At 61.7% G+C, this 17418-nt stretch carries 16 protein-coding genes; 5 read left to right on the top strand and 11 right to left on the bottom strand.

Annotated elements, in window-relative coordinates:
- A complete protein-coding gene (locus AC3ITY_RS12450; protein ID WP_489309469.1) occupies positions 1 to 1551 on the top strand; it encodes an ArnT family glycosyltransferase in 1551 nt (516 codons plus the stop codon).
- A gap of 54 nt (positions 1552 to 1605) precedes the next feature.
- On the opposite strand, the gene ahr is transcribed toward AC3ITY_RS12450, so the two are convergent.
- Together ahr and AC3ITY_RS12460 are read right to left on the bottom strand one after the other, a co-directional pair.
- Positions 1606 to 2637 (bottom strand): NADPH-dependent aldehyde reductase Ahr, encoded by a 1032-nt coding sequence (gene ahr / locus AC3ITY_RS12455; protein WP_489309471.1) that lies wholly within the window; start codon positions 2635 to 2637, stop codon positions 1606 to 1608.
- A gap of 127 nt (positions 2638 to 2764) precedes the next feature.
- Entirely contained in the window at positions 2765 to 3532 is a 768-nt protein-coding gene (locus AC3ITY_RS12460) for a metallophosphoesterase (protein WP_489309473.1), read from the bottom strand.
- 289 nt (positions 3533 to 3821) lie between these two features.
- On the opposite strand from AC3ITY_RS12460, the gene AC3ITY_RS12465 reads away from it, so the two are divergent.
- Positions 3822 to 5126, top strand: coding sequence for an IS4 family transposase (locus tag AC3ITY_RS12465; protein ID WP_489308355.1), 1305 nt, complete (start codon positions 3822 to 3824; stop codon positions 5124 to 5126).
- A gap of 245 nt (positions 5127 to 5371) precedes the next feature.
- Here the strand turns inward: AC3ITY_RS12465 and AC3ITY_RS12470 are convergent, their stop codons facing one another.
- The 5 genes from AC3ITY_RS12470 to AC3ITY_RS12490 are packed head-to-tail and all read right to left on the bottom strand — an operon-like array spanning position 5372 to position 10912.
- Positions 5372 to 6844: an aldehyde dehydrogenase family protein gene (locus tag AC3ITY_RS12470; RefSeq protein WP_489309475.1), complete on the bottom strand. Its 1473-nt coding sequence runs from the start codon at positions 6842 to 6844 to the stop codon at positions 5372 to 5374.
- Positions 6837 to 7664: an ABC transporter permease gene (locus AC3ITY_RS12475; protein WP_057715265.1), complete on the bottom strand. Its 828-nt coding sequence runs from the start codon at positions 7662 to 7664 to the stop codon at positions 6837 to 6839. The genes AC3ITY_RS12470 and AC3ITY_RS12475 overlap by 8 nt, the downstream gene beginning before the upstream one ends.
- Before the next feature lies 1 nt (position 7665).
- Positions 7666 to 8583, bottom strand: coding sequence for an ABC transporter permease (locus tag AC3ITY_RS12480; RefSeq protein WP_057715264.1), 918 nt, complete (start codon positions 8581 to 8583; stop codon positions 7666 to 7668).
- 31 nt (positions 8584 to 8614) lie between these two features.
- Positions 8615 to 9757 (bottom strand): ABC transporter substrate-binding protein, encoded by a 1143-nt coding sequence (locus tag AC3ITY_RS12485; protein ID WP_489309478.1) that lies wholly within the window; start codon positions 9755 to 9757, stop codon positions 8615 to 8617.
- Positions 9758 to 9796: 39 nt separating this feature from the next.
- Complete coding sequence (locus AC3ITY_RS12490) at positions 9797 to 10912, bottom strand: ABC transporter ATP-binding protein (RefSeq protein WP_489309480.1); 1116 nt, start codon at positions 10910 to 10912, stop codon at positions 9797 to 9799.
- A gap of 551 nt (positions 10913 to 11463) precedes the next feature.
- On the opposite strand from AC3ITY_RS12490, the gene AC3ITY_RS12495 reads away from it, so the two are divergent.
- A complete protein-coding gene (locus tag AC3ITY_RS12495) occupies positions 11464 to 11823 on the top strand; it encodes a DUF6124 family protein (RefSeq protein ID WP_489309482.1) in 360 nt (119 codons plus the stop codon).
- 140 nt (positions 11824 to 11963) lie between these two features.
- Here AC3ITY_RS12495 and AC3ITY_RS12500 read toward each other — a convergent pair whose 3' ends face one another.
- Positions 11964 to 12788, bottom strand: a complete 825-nt coding sequence (locus AC3ITY_RS12500) for a response regulator transcription factor (protein ID WP_489309484.1) — start codon at positions 12786 to 12788, stop codon at positions 11964 to 11966.
- A gap of 303 nt (positions 12789 to 13091) precedes the next feature.
- Here AC3ITY_RS12500 and AC3ITY_RS12505 point away from each other — a divergent pair, with 303 nt between their 5' ends.
- Positions 13092 to 13874 carry an alpha/beta fold hydrolase gene (locus AC3ITY_RS12505; RefSeq protein ID WP_489310850.1) on the top strand — a complete coding sequence of 261 codons (783 nt, stop codon included), beginning with the start codon at positions 13092 to 13094 and terminating at the stop codon, positions 13872 to 13874.
- Between the two features lie 55 nt (positions 13875 to 13929).
- On the opposite strand, the gene AC3ITY_RS12510 is transcribed toward AC3ITY_RS12505, so the two are convergent.
- Positions 13930 to 14334: a VOC family protein gene (locus tag AC3ITY_RS12510; RefSeq protein ID WP_489309486.1), complete on the bottom strand. Its 405-nt coding sequence runs from the start codon at positions 14332 to 14334 to the stop codon at positions 13930 to 13932.
- A 23-nt stretch (positions 14335 to 14357) separates the two neighbouring features.
- A complete protein-coding gene (locus AC3ITY_RS12515; protein ID WP_489309488.1) occupies positions 14358 to 15587 on the bottom strand; it encodes an MFS transporter in 1230 nt (409 codons plus the stop codon).
- Between the two features lie 134 nt (positions 15588 to 15721).
- On the opposite strand from AC3ITY_RS12515, the gene AC3ITY_RS12520 reads away from it, so the two are divergent.
- On the top strand, positions 15722 to 16495 hold the full coding sequence (locus tag AC3ITY_RS12520) for an AraC family transcriptional regulator (RefSeq protein ID WP_489309490.1): 774 nt from the start codon (positions 15722 to 15724) through the stop codon (positions 16493 to 16495).
- 41 nt (positions 16496 to 16536) lie between these two features.
- On the opposite strand, the gene phnX is transcribed toward AC3ITY_RS12520, so the two are convergent.
- Positions 16537 to 17364 (bottom strand): phosphonoacetaldehyde hydrolase, encoded by an 828-nt coding sequence (gene phnX, locus AC3ITY_RS12525; protein WP_489309492.1) that lies wholly within the window; start codon positions 17362 to 17364, stop codon positions 16537 to 16539.
- Between the last annotated feature and the right edge of the window lie 54 nt (positions 17365 to 17418).

Below are 17418 nucleotides of genomic sequence, written 5' to 3' on the forward strand. Positions count from 1 at the left end.
ATGCGTAGATCGTTGTCGCCCAGGGTCGAATGCCTGGGCCTGATGCTGCTTGCCCTGTTGCTGATCGGCGCGGGAATGGGGCTGCGCCAGGCACAGAATGTGGACGAAGAGCGTTTCCTCGGCGTCGCACTGGAGATGCTGCAAAACGGCTCGTGGCTGATCCCGCACCGGGCCGCGGAAATCTATGGCGACAAGCCGCCGATTTTCATGTGGACGGTGGCGTTCTTCACCTGGCTGACCGGCAAACCCAACATCGCGCTTTATATCCCGGGGCTGTTTTCGGCGGTGACGGTCACGGCGATGGTCTATGACCTGGGCCGTCGCCTTTGGACCCAGCGTACCGGGCGCAACGCCGCGCTGTTGTACCTGGCGACGTACCAGACCTACAGCATCCTGCGCACCGGGCAGATCGACAGCCTTTTGATTCTGTTCACCTCCCTGGGCCTGTACGGTCTGGCGCGACACCTGCTGCTGGGACCTGCGTGGCGCTGGTTTTACGTGGGCTGCGCGGCCATGGGCATTGGCGTGATCACCAAAGGCGTGGGTTTCCTGCCGGCGTTGTTGCTGATTCCTTACGCCTATGGGGTGCGCAAAGGCTGGCCCGGCGTGGTGGCCATGCCCGGCGATGCGCGCAAGTGGTTGCTCGGGTTTGCGCTGATGCTTGGCGCCATCGCGATCTGGCTGTTGCCCCTGGCCTTGTCCATCATCGTCAATGGCAGCGCCGACGAAATTGCCTATGCGCGGGAGATCCTCCTGCACCAGACCGCAGGCCGCTATGCCGCTGCGTGGCATCACCGCGAACCGTTCTGGTATTTCTTCACCAACGTGATTCCGCAGTACTGGCTGCCGTTGGTGCTGGTGCTGCCATGGCTGGTGCCGGCCTGGCGTCGTCAGTTGCAAAAACGCGATGGCCGGGTGTTGGTATTGCTCGGTTGGGTGGTGCTGGTTGTGCTGTTTTTCTGCATCAGCACTGGCAAGCGCAAGTTGTACATCTACCCGGCGCTGCCTGGGCTGGTGCTGGTCGCCGCGCCGTTGATCCCGTGGCTGCTCAAGCGCTGGTTCAAACGGCACCCGCGTTTGCGTCGGGTGTTCCCGGTACTGGTGGCAACCTGGTTCGCGTTGTGGTTCGCCCGTGGTTTCATCGAACCGCTCAAGGAAGGCACCAATATTGATCAGGTGCTCATGGCGCAGGCTGCGACCATGACCCAAGGCGCAGATCTGGTGCTGGTCAACTGGGAGGAAGGGCACTGGTTGTTTGCCCGTCAACCGATCGTGCATTTCGGCATGGATTACTCCTCCATCGAGAAGGCTGCGCAGTATCTGCGCGAACACCCCAAGGCCTACGCTTTGGTGCCGGATGACGTACTGAACCAGTGCTTCAAGCCCGAAGCGGCCCGTGAACTGGGGGAAAACTCCCGGGCGAACTGGTCGATCGTGGGCGTGGATGCCGATAACGGCAAATGCCTGCCGCAAGAGGCTGGCAAAGCCTATCGGTTCACCTGGAATGACCCGCATATGCCAGCGTTGCCTGCGCAGGTGGCTAATCCCTGAGGGCAAAAAAAGGGCCGCTTGAATAAGCGGCCCTTTCTCTTCGTTTGTCGCCTGTCACTGACTGGCATCCAGCACCACGCGGTAGCGTGCCTTGCCGCTGCGCAAATGATCGATGGCTTCATTGATCCGGCTCATGGGAAACATCTCGACCTGCGGCAGGATCTGATGGCGGGCGCAGAACTCCAGCATGGTCGCTGTGTTGGCCGGTGAGCCGACCGGTGAGGCGGACAAGACTTTTTGCTGGGGAATCAGGTTGAACACGTGCACCGGTATGGCATCGGGCACGACACCGACAAAGTGCAGGCGACCCTTGCCGCGCAGGGTGGCGAGCATGGCCGTCCAGTCGAGGTTGGCGTTGGCGGTGACCAGGAGAAAATCCAGGGTTCCGGCAATGGCATTGAGCGCATCGGTGTCGGTCGAGGCGACCACCTTGTGCGCACCCAGGCGCTTGGCTTCGTCCTGCTTGCCCAGCGATGAGGTGAACGCCGTGACTTCGCAGCCCCAGGCGTTGAGGAAGCGCAGCGCCAGGTGGCCGAGGCCGCCGATGCCCACCACGCCGACCCGGTCGGTGGGCTTGATGCCGAATTCCACTAGCGGGTTGAACACGGTCGAACCGGCACAGAACAGTGGCCCGGCCATCGCCGGATCGAGCCCGGCCGGGATCGGCAGGGCCCAGGCCCAGTGCGAACGAATGCGGTCGGCAAAGCCACCGTTGCTGCCGATGATGGTCGGTTGCACGGTGCGACACAGGTTATGCGAGCCTTCGATGCACGACGTGCAATGCATGCAACTGCCCTTGTACCAACCGATGCCCACCCGTTGCCCCATTTCCAGGCCGCGCACCTGGTCGCCCAGCCGCACGATGCGGCCGACCACCTCATGGCCGGGAATGAACGGGTAGTGGCTGATGCCCCAATCGTTGTCGATCAATGACTGGTCGGAGTGGCAGACGCCGCAATATTCCACGGCGACTTCCACCTCATCGTTGCCCAACGGACCGGGATCGTAGCTGTAGCGTTCCAGTGGCGCTCCGGCTGCGGTGGCGGCCCAGCCGGTAAAGGTGGTGAGTTCGCTGCTGTCGCTCATGGGATACCTCCAGATCAGAAGTCAGGGGTCTTGGCCGCTTCGGTGCCGCGGCGGAGCGAGGAAAGTGTAGCGGGTTGCCGGCGTTCCATCGGGCGCGACCCTGGAGACTATTGATTTCAGCGTTACCTCAGATCTGCAGATCGATCACGAAAGCCTCATCGAAATCAGGATTTTCATTGATGCCATTCTTGGCATAGCCCCGTGGGTTGCAGACCACGCGGGTGTTGCCCACCCGATAATCAAAGCTGCCATGGGTATGGCCATGCAGCCACAGTGCCGGCTGCCAGTGTTTGATCCGTGCTTCAAGGTCCGAGACAAAGCTTGAGTTGATTGGCGAACTGGCAAAGGTCGGGCTGATGCTCGACCGGGTCGGGGCGAAATGCGAAACCACCACCGTGGGCGTGCTGTTGTCGCGGGTGAAGCAGTCTTCCAGCCAGGCGACGGTCTGCAGAAAAACCAACTGGGAAATGGCCGGCGTGAACAGGTCTGGAAAGTCGGGGGCAATTTTGATGTGGCTGAAGTCACGGATCAGCTGGGTTGCCAGATCGATGCCCAGCGCCCGATCCTCGGGGCTGTCGAGCAGGCGATAGTCAGACCACAGCGTGCAACCGAGAAAACGCACGCCGTCGTGGACGTACTCCGAACGTTCCAGTACGTGGATCTGTGTACCTTGCGACAAGCTGTTCAATTGCTCGTAGGTGGAGGCCAGGTCACTGCCATAGAACTCGTGATTGCCCGCCACATACAACAGTGGAACCGGGCACACTCTGGCCCACTCGATGGCCTTGGCCGGTCGGGCGATGTCCCCGGCGAGCACGACAATATCGGCATCCACGGCGGGAAAAGGGATCGCGTTGACGGACAGGTGCATGTCGGACAGCAAGGCGATGCGCATGGATCAACTCCGGCGTGTCTTGAAGGGCAGGTCATTCAAGTTACGCGTTGATAACCCGATGCCACAAGCCTTCTGGTCAGCAAAACAAATGAGGGAGCGGGTGTACGCCAATGCGGTGCTCACAGCCGGTACATATCCGTTTCTTCGGTAACGGCGGTTATTGGTTCCGCTCTTACAGCCAGCCCTTTCAAGATCTTCGTTTAGAATCCCCTAAAAACCAGTCAGGGTGACGAAAACGATGTGGGCAGAAGTTCTAGCGCGGTTTGAAAAAAAGACACCGGCCAGTGTCATGACGAAATTGATACTGGAGCAGGCTGTTCCTGCCGAATGGGTTGATCAGGTGTTTGAAGAACACCGTCAACGCCAGTACCCGCGTGAGCTTTTGTTTTCGACCATCGTTGAGCTGATGTCCCTTGTTTCATTAGGTTTGCGCCCTTCTTTGCATGCCGCTGCCCGGCAAATGGAGGGGCTGCCGGTTACGTTGGCGGCGCTCTATGACAAGGTCAGCCGCACAGAGCCCGCGTTGCTGCGGGCGTTGGTTACAGGAAGCGCCGAGCGCCTGGCTCCGACGATAAAAGAGTTGGGCTGCTCAGCCATTTTGCCCGGCTGGCAGCTGCGCATTGTCGACGGCAACCACCTGCCTTCTACTGAAAAACGCTTGGGGGCTTTGCGGCGTGAGCGAGGTGCGGCGCGACCAGGGTTTTCAGTAGTGGTCTACGACCCGGACCTCGATCAGATCGTCGACTTGCAGCCATGCGAGGATGCCTACGCCAGTGAGCGCGTCAGCGTGCTGCCGCTGTTGGCCCACGCCACTAAGGGCCAGCTATGGATGGCCGATCGGCTGTACTGCACGCTGCCCGTCATGCAAGCCTGCGAGGAAGCGGGGGCTTCGTTCATTATTCGCCAGCAAAGCAAACATCCACGGTTGATTGAGGAAGGCGGCTGGCAAGAATCTGTGGCCATCGAATCCGGAACGGTGCGCGAGCAAATCATCGAACTCAAAGGTGGTCACCGCTGGCGTCGAGTTGAACTGAACCTACAGACACCTACTGACTCAGGCGACACTGTGATGTGGTTCTGGAGCAACTTGCCAGACACCGTCAGCGCCGGGCAGATCGCCGAGTTATACCGTCGTCGCTGGAGTATCGAAGGGATGTTCCAGCGCCTGGAATCGGTGCTGGACAGTGAAATCGAAAGCCTTGGCGCTCCGCGGGCGGCGTTGCTGGGTTTTGCCTCGGCGATCCTGGCCTACAACGTCCTGGCAGTGCTCAAGCGCAGCGTGGAACAGGCTCATCGCGAGACATTGCCCGAAGGCTGGGAAGCTTCGATCTTCCACCTGACGGTACAAGTGCGTAGCGGATACGAGGGCATGCAGATCGCACTGCCCTCAGATTACCTGACACTTCAAACGACCTTAGAAACGCTGGCAACGCGACTGTTGGCGCTCGCCAGGAATATCAAGCCCAAGCAAGTGGCCAAAAGCATACGTGGTCCCAAAATCGCCAAACCCAAGGAGTGGCTGGACGGCAAAGCTGCGCACGCTCATGTGTCGACGGATCGGGTGCTTAAGGCCCATAAAGGGAAAACACCTTGAAAGGGCTGGCTCTTACAGCGGGTCACTTTGGAAGAGCGCCAAAGTAACCAAAACGCTTTGCCCTTGACGTTCGGCCCTTCGCTTAGGCTCAGGGTGCCCTCGCTCCGGTCCTGCTCCGTGGGCCCGCCGCCATCGGCCATCCATGCCGGGTTGCCCACTGCGCAGAACCTGCGCTCGGCCTCACGAGGGGGCGTACACCGCAAAAGCAAAAGCGAGGCGGCCTGCTCGTGAAGAGGTCGACCCGTTTACTTCAAGTACCACCCCCACGGCTGGTCGCTTACGTACTCGGTCACCTGCTTGACCTCAAGATAATTGTGCAGCCCCCATTGCCCCAGTTCCCGGCCGATGCCGCTGTGTTTCATGCCGCCCCAGGGCGCTTCGACGAAGGTCGGTTGCGAGCAGTTGACCCAGACGATCCCGGCGCGCAGTTGGTTGGCGACCCGGGCGGTACGCTGCAAGTCGGCGCTCATCACGGCAGCGGCCAGGCCGAAGCGGCTGGCGTTGGCCATTTGCAGCGCTTGCTCTTCGGTCTTGAAGCGCTTGATGCACAGCACCGGGCCGAACACTTCTTCGCGCCACAAGATGCTGCTGTGCCCCGGCTCGTCGAAGATCGCCGGCTCAATGAAATACCCTTCGGCCAGATGCGCCGGTCGCCGTCCGCCGGTGAGCAAGCGGGCGCCACTGGCCAGGCCCTGGTCGATGAAACCAAGCACCTTGTCGTACTGGCCCTGGCTGACCAGCGGCCCGAGCAGCACGCCTGACTGCATTCCCGGGCCGATGGTGATCTTGCGGGTTTCTTCCACCAGCCGTTCGATCAGGCGCGGGGCGATGGTTTCCTGCACCAGCAGGCGTGACGTGGCGCTGCACACCTGACCCTGGTTCCAGAAAATCCCGAACAGAATCCACTCCACCGCCGCCTCGACATCGGCGTCGTCGAACACGATGAACGCAGACTTGCCCCCCAGTTCCAGGCTGATGTTCTTGATGTCCCGCGCCGCCGCCGACATGATTTTCGCGCCGGTGGGCACGCTGCCGGTGAAGGCCAGTTTGTCCACCCCCGGATGCTCGGTGAGCGGGCTGCCGGCGTCGGCGCCGAGGCCGGTGACCAGGTTCAACACCCCGGCGGGCAAGCCGATACGGTCGGCGGCGGCCGCGAGTTCCAGGGCGGTCAGTGGCGTCAGTTCGGACGGTTTCAACACCACCGTGGCCCCGGCAGCCAAGGCTGGAGCGACTTTCCACGCGGCCATCAGCAGCGGGTAGTTCCAGGGAGTGATTTGCCCGGCGACGCCAATCGGCTCATAGCGGATGCGGCAGCGAAAGCGCTCATCCGGTAGGGCCAGCGGTTGGTCCTGTTGCTGATCCAGTTCACGGGCCAAACCGGCGTAGTAACGGAAGCAGGCGATGGCGTCACCAATATCCCACTGCGCTTCGGGCAAGGGTTTGCCGTTGTCGCGAACTTCCAGTTCCGCCAGCGCCTGCTGGCCACTTTCCAGTTCATCGGCCAGCGCCTCCAGCCATTGCCCGCGCTCGGCGCCGCTGGTTTGTCCCCAGCCATTGTCGAAGGAGCGACGGGCCGCACGCACGGCATGGTCGACATCCTCTTCAGTGCCCGCCGCCACGCGGTGGAAGACTTGCTCGGTGGCCGGATCAATCACGTCCAGATAGCCGCCCAGATCCGGGCTGACCCATTCGCCGTTGATGTAGAGCTGATCACGCATGGTGTGACTCCTGGACGCCGGTACGGCGGTTTTGCAGATGGCGGGAAGTGAACAGCAGGGCCAGCGACACGCAGATGATCACCGTGGAAATCGCGTTGATCTCCGGCGTCACGCCGCGGCGGATGGAGGAAAAGATGTAGATCGGCAGCGTCGTTTCCGAGCCCGCAACGAAGAACGCGATGATGAAATCGTCGAAGCTGAAGGTGAACGCCAGCAGGAACCCGGCCATGATCGCCGGGCTGATCTGCGGCAGGGTCACCCGCCAGAAGGTGTCCATCGGTGGCGCGTACAGATCCGCCGAGGCTTCCAGCAAGGCCTTGTCCAGCGAGTCGACGCGGCTGCGCACGATCACCATCACCAGGGCCATGGTGAACAGCGAATGCGCGGCGATCACGGTGAAGAACCCCATGTTCAGCTTCGGCACAGTCGGCAGCCAGCTCGCCAGCAGCGGGTTGATCAGGTCGAACAGGCTGATGAACGCAATCAGCGTCGAGATGCCGATGACGATGCCTGGCACGATGATCGCGCAGTAGGTCAGCGCATCGAACAGCATGCGCACTTTGGCGCCGCAGCGCTGCAAGCCGAACACCGCCAGGGTGCCGAACAGCGTGGCGATCACCGCTGAACTGAAGGCGATCAGCGCGCTGTTGCCCAGGGCTTCCATGATGAACGGGTTGCCGAACGCGGTGCCGAACCATTGCACCGAGCAGCACTGGAACGCCAGGCCACTGCGCCCGGCGTTGAAGCTGAACAGCACGATCAGGGCAATCGGCGCGTAGAGGAACAGGTACAGCGAAGTGGAATAGCTGCGCAGCCACATGTCACAGGCCTCCGTCGGCAGGGCGTCCGCCGTAGCGCGCCACCAGTTTCAAGTACACGCCGATGATCAACAGCATCATCGCCACCAGCGTCATGGCCAGCGCACTGCCGAACGGCCAGTTGCGCGATTGCAGGAACAGGTCGACCAGCGCGTTGCCGACAAAGAACACCTTGCCGCCGCCGAGAATGGCCGGGATCAGGAACTCGCCCATCAGCAGGATGAACACCAGCATCACCCCGGTGATGATCCCCGGCGCGGACAGTGGCAGGGTGATCCGGCGGAAGCTTTCGAAGGCGCTGGCGCCCAGGTCCGCCGAGGCTTCGAGCAGGCGCTTGTCGAGTTTTTCCAGGCTGACGTAGATCGGGAACACCATCAGCGGCAGGTAGCCGTAGACGATGCCGATCAGCACCGCCCACGGCGTGTTGATCAGCCGCACATCCTCAAGCCCCAGGCTGGCCAGCAGCGCCGGGATGCCCTTACCGCTGAGGATGAAAATCCAGGCGTAGGTGCGGATCAGGAAACTGGTCCAGAACGGCACGATCACCAGGGTCAGCAACAGCGAGCGGTTCCTGGTGACCTTGACCGCGAGGAAGTACGCCAATGGATACGCCGCCACCAGGCACACCAGGGTGCCCAGCGGCGCCAGCATCAGCGTATTGCTGAACGCCGCGCCGCGAGAACCGAGGTTCAGGTAGTTGGCCAGGGTGAAGCCACCGGCGTAACCGCCCACGGCGCTGCGCTCGCCGAAACTGAAGACCAGGATGATCACCAGCGGCATCAACAACAGCAGCAGGAACCACAGGGTCGAAGGCAAGAGCATCAGCAGGGTGATGCGCCGGCCGAGGCTGCGCCGTTGGCGAACCTCGACCGACAGGGCATGGCCCGGCTGCACCGTTTGCGGGTGGGCGGCGGCATTCATGGGTGACTCCTCATTGGCCATGGTCAAGCGATCAGGCGGACTTGAAACGCGCCATCAGTTCGGCGCGCGCCGGGCTGGTCAGCGTCGCGGCAGCACCGAACTCCAGCGGGCTCAGGGCCTCGGCGGCCGGGTACATGATCGGATCGTCGAGCATCGCCACCGGCAGCAGCGCGTCGACACGCTTGTCACCGCTCGGGTAGCCGTGGCTCAGCACTTCGAGCTTGTTGTGCTGCGGATCGAGCAGGTAGTTGATGAAGGCGTAGGCGGCGTCCTTGTGCTCTGAGCTTTTCGGAATTGCGAAAAAGTCGCTCCACAGCTCGCCACCTTCCTTGCCCAGTTCGAACTGCATTTGCGCGTTGTCGCGGTGCAGTTGCGAGGCGTCGCCGGTCCAGGACATCGCCAGCCAGGCATCGCCGCTGCGCATCGATGGCTGAATGTCGGAGTTGATCGCGAACAGGTGCGGCTTGACCTCGATCAGCAGCTTTTCCGCGTCGGCCAGTTCTTTCGGGTCCAGGGAGTTGAAGCTGTAGCCGAAGCTTTTCAGCGCGTTGCCGATGGCGGTCAACTGGTAGTCGTGGACCATCGTCCGACCACTGGCCGGGCCTTGGGCGGCGGCCCAGAATTCCTTCCAGCTGGCGGGGCCGTTTTTCAGCTTGCCGGCGTCGTAGAGCATGCCGGTGGTGCCCCAGTTTTTCGGCACTGCGTAGACCTTGCCGTCCACCGTGCCCTGGGCCATGAACTTCTGCTGGAACGCCGAGGCATCGAAGTTGGGAATGCGCGACAGGTCCAGCGGCTCGATCAGCCCCAGCCCGACGTAGGTGCTGATGGTGTAGTTGGTTGGCACCAATACGTCCCAGCCACTGCCGCCGGCCTGCAGTTTGGCGAGCATTTCTTCGTTGGAACCAAACACGCTCATCGACACCCGGGCGCCGGTGGTCTTGCCGAAGGTGTCGAGGTTTTCCTGGCTGTGGTAGTTCGGCCAGGTCGCCAGCGACAGGCGATCACCCAGCTTGGCTTGCTCGGCGGCCTCGGCGGTGGAGGTCAGCAGGCCGGGCATGTTGGTCGCGACCACGGCGGCGGCGATCCCAAGGCCCGTGCGGCCAAGGAACTCGCGGCGACTGATCGAGCCGTTCTGCCAGCTGCGCAGATTTTTTATAAAAGTCTTCTGGTCCATAGCACGCTCCACATCCGGTTGATGAAACGAATCGATGATTTACAACGCCATGGCCAGGCCATTGGCGTGATCCCAGCCGACGCGCACTGGCGCGCCGTGTTCGAATGCATTGGCGCCGTGATCCTGCTGGCGCGGCACCCGCACGCAGACCACGCCGAAGGCCTGGGTGCGCACGCGGTATTCGGTGGAATTGCCCAGGTAGATACGGTCCTCGACGCAGCCTTGCAGCTTCACTTCACGGGTCATTTCGGCGTTGGCGCTGGCGATGCTGATCAGCTCCGGGCGCACCGCAATGCAACCGGCGGTGTTGGCGCTCAGGCCTTTGCCAGTGGGGGTGAGGGGACTGGTCAGCTCCAGACCCTGTTCGGTACGCAGCACCACCGAGTTGCCGTTGAGCTGGCGCACGGTGCCGTCGAACAGGTTGGACTCGCCGATAAAGTCAGCCACGTAACGGCTGGCCGGGGCTTCGTAGAGTTGTTCCGGGGTGGCGGTCTGGATGATCGAACCGTTGTGCATCACGCTGATGCTGTCGCTCATCGACAGGGCTTCTTCCTGGTCGTGGGTGACCAGCACGAAAGTGATACCGACCTCGCGCTGCAAACGCAGCAGTTCCGATTGCATCTCCTTGCGCAGCTTGCGGTCCAGCGCGGCCAGCGGTTCGTCGAGCAGCAACACGGTCGGCTTGTTGACCAAGGCACGGGCGAGGGCGACACGCTGTTGCTGGCCGCCGGACAGTTCACTCGGCTTGCGCTGGCCGAAGCCGCTCAGGCGCACCATCTCCAGCGCCTCATCGGCCATGCGCAGTTGCTGTTTTTTGTCCGGGCGTGGATTGCGATAACGCAGGCCGTAGGCAATGTTCTGCGCCACGGTCAGATGCGGGAACAACGCGTAATGCTGGAACACCATGTTCACCGGCCGCTCGAAGGCCGGCACACCGGCCACGCTCTTGCCGGCCAGACGAACCTCGCCGCTGGTGGGCTGTTCGAAGCCGGCGATCATGCGCAGGGTGGTGGTCTTGCCACAGCCCGAGCCGCCGAGAAAGGAATGAAACGAGCCACGCCGCACCGCGAAATCCAGACCACTGACGGCCTGCACCTCGCCATAGCGTTTGACCACATTGCAGAATTCGATATCGCTTGGCGGGGTGTTGTTCACGAGGTGGGCTCCCTTGCAGTGATGAATCAGTGCGTCGGGGGCCAAACTAGCAATCGGGGTTTTGCGGTGTATATATCCCTTGGGGGATAGGAGCGGCTTGTTGTAGGAGCGAGCTTGCTCGCGATGGGCTCAAGAGCACTGCGTTCAGCCAGTCATCACGCGTATTCGTTAACGACCATCGCGAGCAAGCTCGCTCCTACAAAATGCAGATGCGTGTTTAAAGACACCCGGAGTTACTTCGCGAAGGCTACACCACCTTGCGTCGTTGCCTACAGGTACGCCAGAATCCGCCGGCTTGTGCGCCTTGGGGCTGGGTTTTATCGTTTGCCGGTCGCTGAATAACAACAGTGATCGGGTTTGGTAGCCCGGTAACTAGGCGTATTGGTTTTGCCGTCTACAGGCCTTTTCAGGCGTCTGTTTTATGGTGGCCATGCGCAGGGCTCCTTCGGGAGCGCCGGGGCCTAGTTACCGGTCTACCAACCCGCGTATGGTCGCCACCCCCTCGTTTGGTAGCGAGGTGAAGGCTCCTCTTTCTAACTAGGAGTTTCACTATGTTCAAAGTCACACCCAACCCGCCGGACACCGATCCGGCATCCCCGTACGAAAGCCTCGATTCAAACAAACTCCACGAAGCCGCCGAGCGCGCCCTCGATCATTACCTCAACCCCGGCCCTGCGATCATGGCCACCCCGCGCGCACCCAGCACGATGTTCATCGTCAATCCCGAACTCAGTGCCGAAACCTTGCTGGTGCACGCCTGTGAGTCGCTGGCCTCGGCCAATGTCATGGCGACCGATCTGGTGGATCATCTGGAAGGGACGAGCCGCAATGCGCTGTTGGGGATTGCGCAGGTGATCATGCTGGGTGAACTGGCGGTGAACCGGGCACTGGATCAGCTTGATCCGCCCTGACCACAATCTTCAGATCACCAGTAGACCTGTGGGAGTGGGCTTGCCCGCGATGGCGGTATGTCAGACACATCAATGTTGAATGTGCTGCCGCTATCGCGGGCAAGCCCGCTCCCACAGGGTTTTCTGCTTACCGACAGGTATCAGGCTTGCAGCTTGAGGCCGGGGGCCTGCAACGGATCTTCCGTCAACTCCCGAATAAACAACCCCAGCAATTCCGACTGGCTGCCAATGCCCAGCTTGGCGTAGATGTTCTTGCGGTGAATCTTCACCGTGCCGGGGCTGATGTTCAGTTGCTCAGCCACCGAGGCACTTGAGTGACCGCGTAGCAACAGTTGAACGATTTCTTGCTCGCGCCCGGTGAGGATGTGCGCGCCGAACTGGTCGAAGGCTTCGCGGATCTTGAAGTCCAGGTCCTGCGCCGGTCGCGGTTCCTGAGCCTGACGCAAGCGCCAGGCTTCATTGATGACCTGCTCGACCACCGCTTGCGCGCACTCGACCAGTTGCATTTCGTCTCGGCTGAACGCACAGCTGGCGCTGGATCGCATCAGCGACAACACCGCCGTGGCACCACCACCGAGGTCGACGAAAAACGCCACTTCCTCAGCCAGTCCGGTTTGCTGGTAATAGGTCAGGAAGTACTCGCCGAGGTAGAAGTGGTCGGGGGCGAACTGGCGCAGACGCCACAGCCCCGGTGCCTGCCCGCGAGTACAAGCCAGGTAGAACGGATCGAGCAGGTAAGGCCCGCACTGATAGTCGTCGACATACACCGCACGCTTGTCCGCCGAGAACGTATCGAACAACGCCAATGGCCGGTGATTGCCTTCGTAGACAAACAACACGAAATGATCGACCGGGCAGATTTGCCGAAGCCAATGACTCAACCCCGACAGCCGCCCATGCCCGGCAGGCAGGTCGAGCAGGTGGGCGACACCGGTGGTCCAGAGTTTCAGTTCCTTGGGGCGCATGGCGGCTACAGGCAGAAGAGGATGGCCATTGGATGCACAAAGTACGCCATGGCGGGTGGCCCCGTGTGGAGTGGGGTGGCGCACGGCAAGGCGTTTAAAAGACGCACTGCATTGGGGCCGGGTGTTACCGAGTGCTACAGGGTTGGTAGCAAAATTGATCGGGTGGTCGTCTAGGGAATGTTGTCTTGCCTGCTGTTTCCCGTCAGCCGCGGCACGGGTTTCGACGAGCAATGTTAAGGTGTTGCTCGTTGCCCCGGTGGCAGTTGACGAGCATTGATCATGGACATGGAGCACCGCCAGCCTATGCAGCCGATTTCTACCCGGCAACACTGGATTTCGACCCCGCACGGCGACCTGTACGCGCAGTGCTGGAACCCGGTCGAAGTTCACGGCGCACCCATTGTGCTGCTGCACGATTCGTTGGGCTGCGTGGCCTTGTGGCGCGATTTTCCCGAACTTCTGGCCCAGGCAAGCGGGCGTCGGGTCATCGCCTATGACCGGCTCGGCTTCGGGCGTTCTGCGGCTCACCCAGGCGCACTGGCGCCCGGGTTTGTCGAGGACGAAGCCACAGGCGGTTTTCAGGCCCTGTGCGAGCAGCTCGACCTGAGTGATTTCGTGGTGCTGGGTCACAGCGTGGGTGGGGGCATGGCCGTTGCCTGTGCCGCGGCGCACTCCCAGGCTTGCCAGGGGCTGATTACCGAGTCTGCACAGGCCTTTGTCGATGGGGTGACGCTGGAGTCGATTCGTACGGCTGATCGGCAGTTCGCCGAACCTGACCAGTTAGAGCGCTTGCAGAAGTACCACGGTGAGAAGGCTCATTGGGTTTTGCGGGCGTGGGTGGATACCTGGTTGTCCGAGGCCTTCAGCCAATGGAATCTGGATGCCCGGCTACTGCGGGTTCACTGTCCGTTGCTGGTCTTGCACGGTGATCAGGACGAATACGGTTCGTTGCATCACCCTCGGTACCTTGCCGAACGGGCGCGCTGCCCGGTGAACCTGCATATTTTCGAGAACTGCGGGCATGTGCCTCACCGCGAGCAACCGGATGCGGTGCTCGCAGTGATCGGTGAGTTTCTGGCGGGGTAGCTGTGGCTGGCGCACCTTCGGGGGCGCCTTTCATTGTCGCAACCGCAATCAGCGCTCAGGCACCGACGGCGGTTGAGTTGTGCTGGACGATCTGGATGAGATTGCCGCAGGTGTCGTCCAGTACCGCGAGGGTGACTGGTCCCATCACTGTCGGCGGGCGGGTGAATTGCACGCCGGCGGCGCTGAGCCGGGCATATTCGGCTTGCACGTCGTCGACGCCGAAAAACGTACAGGGAATGCCGTCCTGCTTGATCGCGCTCTGGAACGTCTTTGCCGCGCTGTGGGCATTGGGCTCCAGCAGCAGCTCGACGCCATCGGGATCGCCGGGGGATGTCAGCGTCAGCCAGCGGTGTTCGCCCATGGGGATATCGTGCTTGAGTTCAAAACCGAGCACATCCCGGTAGAAGGCAAGCGCCTTGGCCTGATCATCGACGAGCACGCTGGTGACTACGATTTTCATGGGGGGGTCCTCCTGATGGCTATTCACGCTCCCGACGAGCGTTGTCCAGTAGACGGCAACAGTATGGTCAGAACTCCCAGCAACGGCAGGAACGAACACAACGTGTAGACATATTCGATGCCATGAATATCCGCCAGGTGCCCGAGCAGCGCGGCACCGATCCCGCCGAAACCGAACATCAGGCCGAAGAACACCCCGGCGATCATGCCGACGTTGCCGGGCACCAGTTCCTGGGCGAAGACCACGATGGCGGAGAACGCCGAGGCGAGGATGAAGCCGATGATCATGCTCAACACGCCCGTCCAGAACAGGTCGACGTAGGGCAGGGCGAGGGTGAAGGGCGCGGCGCCGAGAATCGAGAACCAGATCACCTGCTTGCGGCCGATCCGGTCGCCGATCGGGCCCCCAAAGAACGTGCCCGCGGCGACGGCGCCAAGAAACAGGAACAGGTACAGCTGCGAACTGGCCACCGACAGGTCGAATTTCTCGATCAGGTAGAAGGTGAAGTAGCTGGTGAAGCTGGCCATGTAGAAGTATTTGGAGAACACCAGCAACGCCAGCACCACCAGGGCGAAGGTCACCCGCCGTTTCGACAGGCCGTGGGTGGCCTTGCTGCCTTGCTTGAGCTTGAACAGGTTCAGGTGATTGCGGTACCAGCGGCTCAGGCCGTACTGCACGAGGATGGCAAACACCGCGAACAGGCCGAACCAGGCGACGTTACCCTGGCCATAGGGAATGATGATCGCGGCGGCCAGCAATGGGCCGAAGGCGCTACCGGCGTTGCCACCGACCTGAAAGGTCGACTGCGCCAGGCCGTAGCGACCGCCCGAGGCCAGGCGCGCAACCCGCGAGGTCTCCGGGTGAAAGGTCGACGAGCCTACACCCACCAGCGCCGAGGCCACGAGAATCGCCGGGAAGGTGCCGACCATCGACAGCATGAGAATACCGATCAGGGTGCAGACCATGCCGGCCGGCAACAGCCAGGGCTTGGGATTCCGGTCGGTGTAGAAACCGATCCACGGTTGCAGCAATGAAGCCGTGAGCTGGAAGGTCAGGGTTATCAGCCCGACCTGGGTGAAGCTCAGGCCATAGCTGGCCTTGAGCATCGGGTAGATCGACGGCAGCACGGCCTGGATCAGGTCGTTGATCAGGTGCGCCAGCGCACAGGCGCCGATGACGCGCATGACAAGGGGGCTGGCCTGGCCGGCCACCGAAGCGGTGGGTGAGGGTGAACTGAGGGTGGTGGTCGACATGGGCGATCTTCCGGATAAATAACGCGAACTGCGAACGCAAGGCGCAGCCAATTTCAGGGTTCGGCGTTATCCTAGGGGCCTCAAAGGCGCCCGTCTCGCGCAATTCGGGCGTTGACCATCGCAAAAAGGGCGTCATGATCAAACCATTGCAGGCATTTCTTGCGGAAATCGACCAGGGCGGCTGGAGCGTACGCAGCAGTGCGACCGACTACCCGGAAAACTGGTTCATCGCGCCGCACTCCCATGAAAAGCATCAACTGATCTATGCCATCGAAGGCGTGATGGTGGTGCACACCGCCACCAGCCAATGGATGGTGCCGCCGAGCCGTGGCATCTGGATGCCTAGTGGTGAGGTGCACTCGATTCGCTGTGTGGGGGCGATCAAGATGCGCAGCGTATTCGTGCGCCCTGACCCGAGCCTGGATCTGCCCGCCGAAACCCGGGCGGTGAGTGTTTCCGCGTTGTTGAGCGAGCTGATCAAGGTCTCGGTCGATTTCGACTTTGCCTGTGAACCGGACTCGCGGGAAGCCCGGGTGCTGCGGCTGATCCTGGATGAACTGACGATCCTGCCGACCTTGCCGTTGAACCTGCCGCAGCCCGCCGATCAACGTATCAACCTGATCTGTAGTGCGTTGCAGCTTGATCCCGGGGATGGCTCGACCTTGTCGGACTGGAGCGCCCGGTTGAGCCTCGACGCCAAAACCATCCAGCGCAGGTTCCGCAAGGAAACCGGCATGACCTTCGGCCAATGGCGCCAGCAAGCGCGACTGCTGCTGGCGCTGGAACGAATAGCCGTCGGGGAGAAGATCATCGACATCGCCGGGGAGCTGGGATACGACAGCCCGAGCGCGTTCACGACCATGTTCAAAAAGCAGTTCGGCAAGACGCCGAGTGATTTTTTCAAGTGAGGCGGCCGCCCGTGGGACGGCCGCTTGACGCCTGAATCAGGTCAGGATCCTTGCGGTGTTTCACCTCGCGCCAGTCGGGCATTGATGTCTTCGATGACCGCCGGCAGATCGACGATGGTGTCGATCAGGTAGTGCGGACGGGAGCCTTCGAACATCCTGACGATGCGCGCCCGCTCACTGTCCAGCCTGTCGGAGGGCAGGGCCTTGTATTGTTCGTAGGTCAAGCCCAGGGCATTGCCGGAGCAGGTCAGCGCCACCGTCCACATCCCGGCGGCCCGGCCTTCGAGAATGCCGGGCCAGGTGTCGTCGACCTTGACGCAGGCGGCGACGTCGCTGATCCCCAGGGCAATCACGTTGGCCAAGGCCTGGGCCGGGTAGGGGCGGCCGTTCGGCACCTCGTCGGTGGCGACCACATGGTCGGCGACGTAGCCATTGTGCCGCGCCAGCTCGACCACTTTTTCCATGACCACGGCCGGGTAACCGGAGCAGGAACCGATTTTCAGGCCCTTGTCGCGCAAGGCATCGATGGTGTTCAGTGCTCCGGGAATCAGGGCCGAGTGCAGGGCGATTTTCTCGATCTGCAGTGGCATGAACCGTTCGTACAATGCGGTGACATCGTCATCGGTCGGCAGGCGATCAAACGCCGCACGGTAGCGTTCGGCGATCTGCGGTTGATTGCACAGGGTGCGGATGTGATCCCACTTGCCCATGCCCATCGGGCCCCGCGCTTCTTCCAGCGAAACGGCGACGCCGAATTCGGCGAAGGCTTCGACGAAAATCTGCGTGGGGGCAAAGGAGCCGAAATCGACGACGGTGCCGGCCCAGTCCAGGACCACGGCTTGCAGTTGGGTCGGTTGTTGGTAGTTCATGGTATTTCTCCATTTTTTGTTGTGGGCAGGCCGTCCCTCCTGTCGCCAGGAAGT

This window comes from Pseudomonas sp. GL_091 (assembly GCF_057837725.1).

Excerpts from the sequence above, each read along its gene's own strand:
- phnX (WP_489309492.1), bottom strand. The coding sequence starts at position 17,364 with ATGAACTACCAACAACCGACCCAACTGCAAGCCGTGGTCCTGGACTGG.
- AC3ITY_RS12500 (WP_489309484.1), bottom strand. The coding sequence starts at position 12,788 with ATGCGCCCCAAGGAACTGAAACTCTGGACCACCGGTGTCGCCCACCTG.
- AC3ITY_RS12460 (WP_489309473.1), bottom strand. The coding sequence starts at position 3,532 with ATGCGCATCGCCTTGCTGTCCGACATGCACCTGTCCGTCAACGCGATC.
- ahr (WP_489309471.1), bottom strand. The coding sequence starts at position 2,637 with ATGAGCGACAGCAGCGAACTCACCACCTTTACCGGCTGGGCCGCCACC.
- AC3ITY_RS12465 (WP_489308355.1), top strand. The coding sequence starts at position 3,822 with ATGACGAAATTGATACTGGAGCAGGCTGTTCCTGCCGAATGGGTTGAT.
- AC3ITY_RS12475 (WP_057715265.1), bottom strand. The coding sequence starts at position 7,664 with ATGTGGCTGCGCAGCTATTCCACTTCGCTGTACCTGTTCCTCTACGCG.
- AC3ITY_RS12480 (WP_057715264.1), bottom strand. The coding sequence starts at position 8,583 with ATGAATGCCGCCGCCCACCCGCAAACGGTGCAGCCGGGCCATGCCCTG.
- AC3ITY_RS12470 (WP_489309475.1), bottom strand. The coding sequence starts at position 6,844 with ATGCGTGATCAGCTCTACATCAACGGCGAATGGGTCAGCCCGGATCTG.
- AC3ITY_RS12510 (WP_489309486.1), bottom strand. The coding sequence starts at position 14,334 with ATGAAAATCGTAGTCACCAGCGTGCTCGTCGATGATCAGGCCAAGGCG.
- AC3ITY_RS12515 (WP_489309488.1), bottom strand. The coding sequence starts at position 15,587 with ATGTCGACCACCACCCTCAGTTCACCCTCACCCACCGCTTCGGTGGCC.
- AC3ITY_RS12520 (WP_489309490.1), top strand. The coding sequence starts at position 15,722 with ATGATCAAACCATTGCAGGCATTTCTTGCGGAAATCGACCAGGGCGGC.
- AC3ITY_RS12505 (WP_489310850.1), top strand. The coding sequence starts at position 13,092 with ATGCAGCCGATTTCTACCCGGCAACACTGGATTTCGACCCCGCACGGC.
- AC3ITY_RS12485 (WP_489309478.1), bottom strand. The coding sequence starts at position 9,757 with ATGGACCAGAAGACTTTTATAAAAAATCTGCGCAGCTGGCAGAACGGC.
- AC3ITY_RS12450 (WP_489309469.1), top strand. The coding sequence starts at position 1 with ATGCGTAGATCGTTGTCGCCCAGGGTCGAATGCCTGGGCCTGATGCTG.
- AC3ITY_RS12495 (WP_489309482.1), top strand. The coding sequence starts at position 11,464 with ATGTTCAAAGTCACACCCAACCCGCCGGACACCGATCCGGCATCCCCG.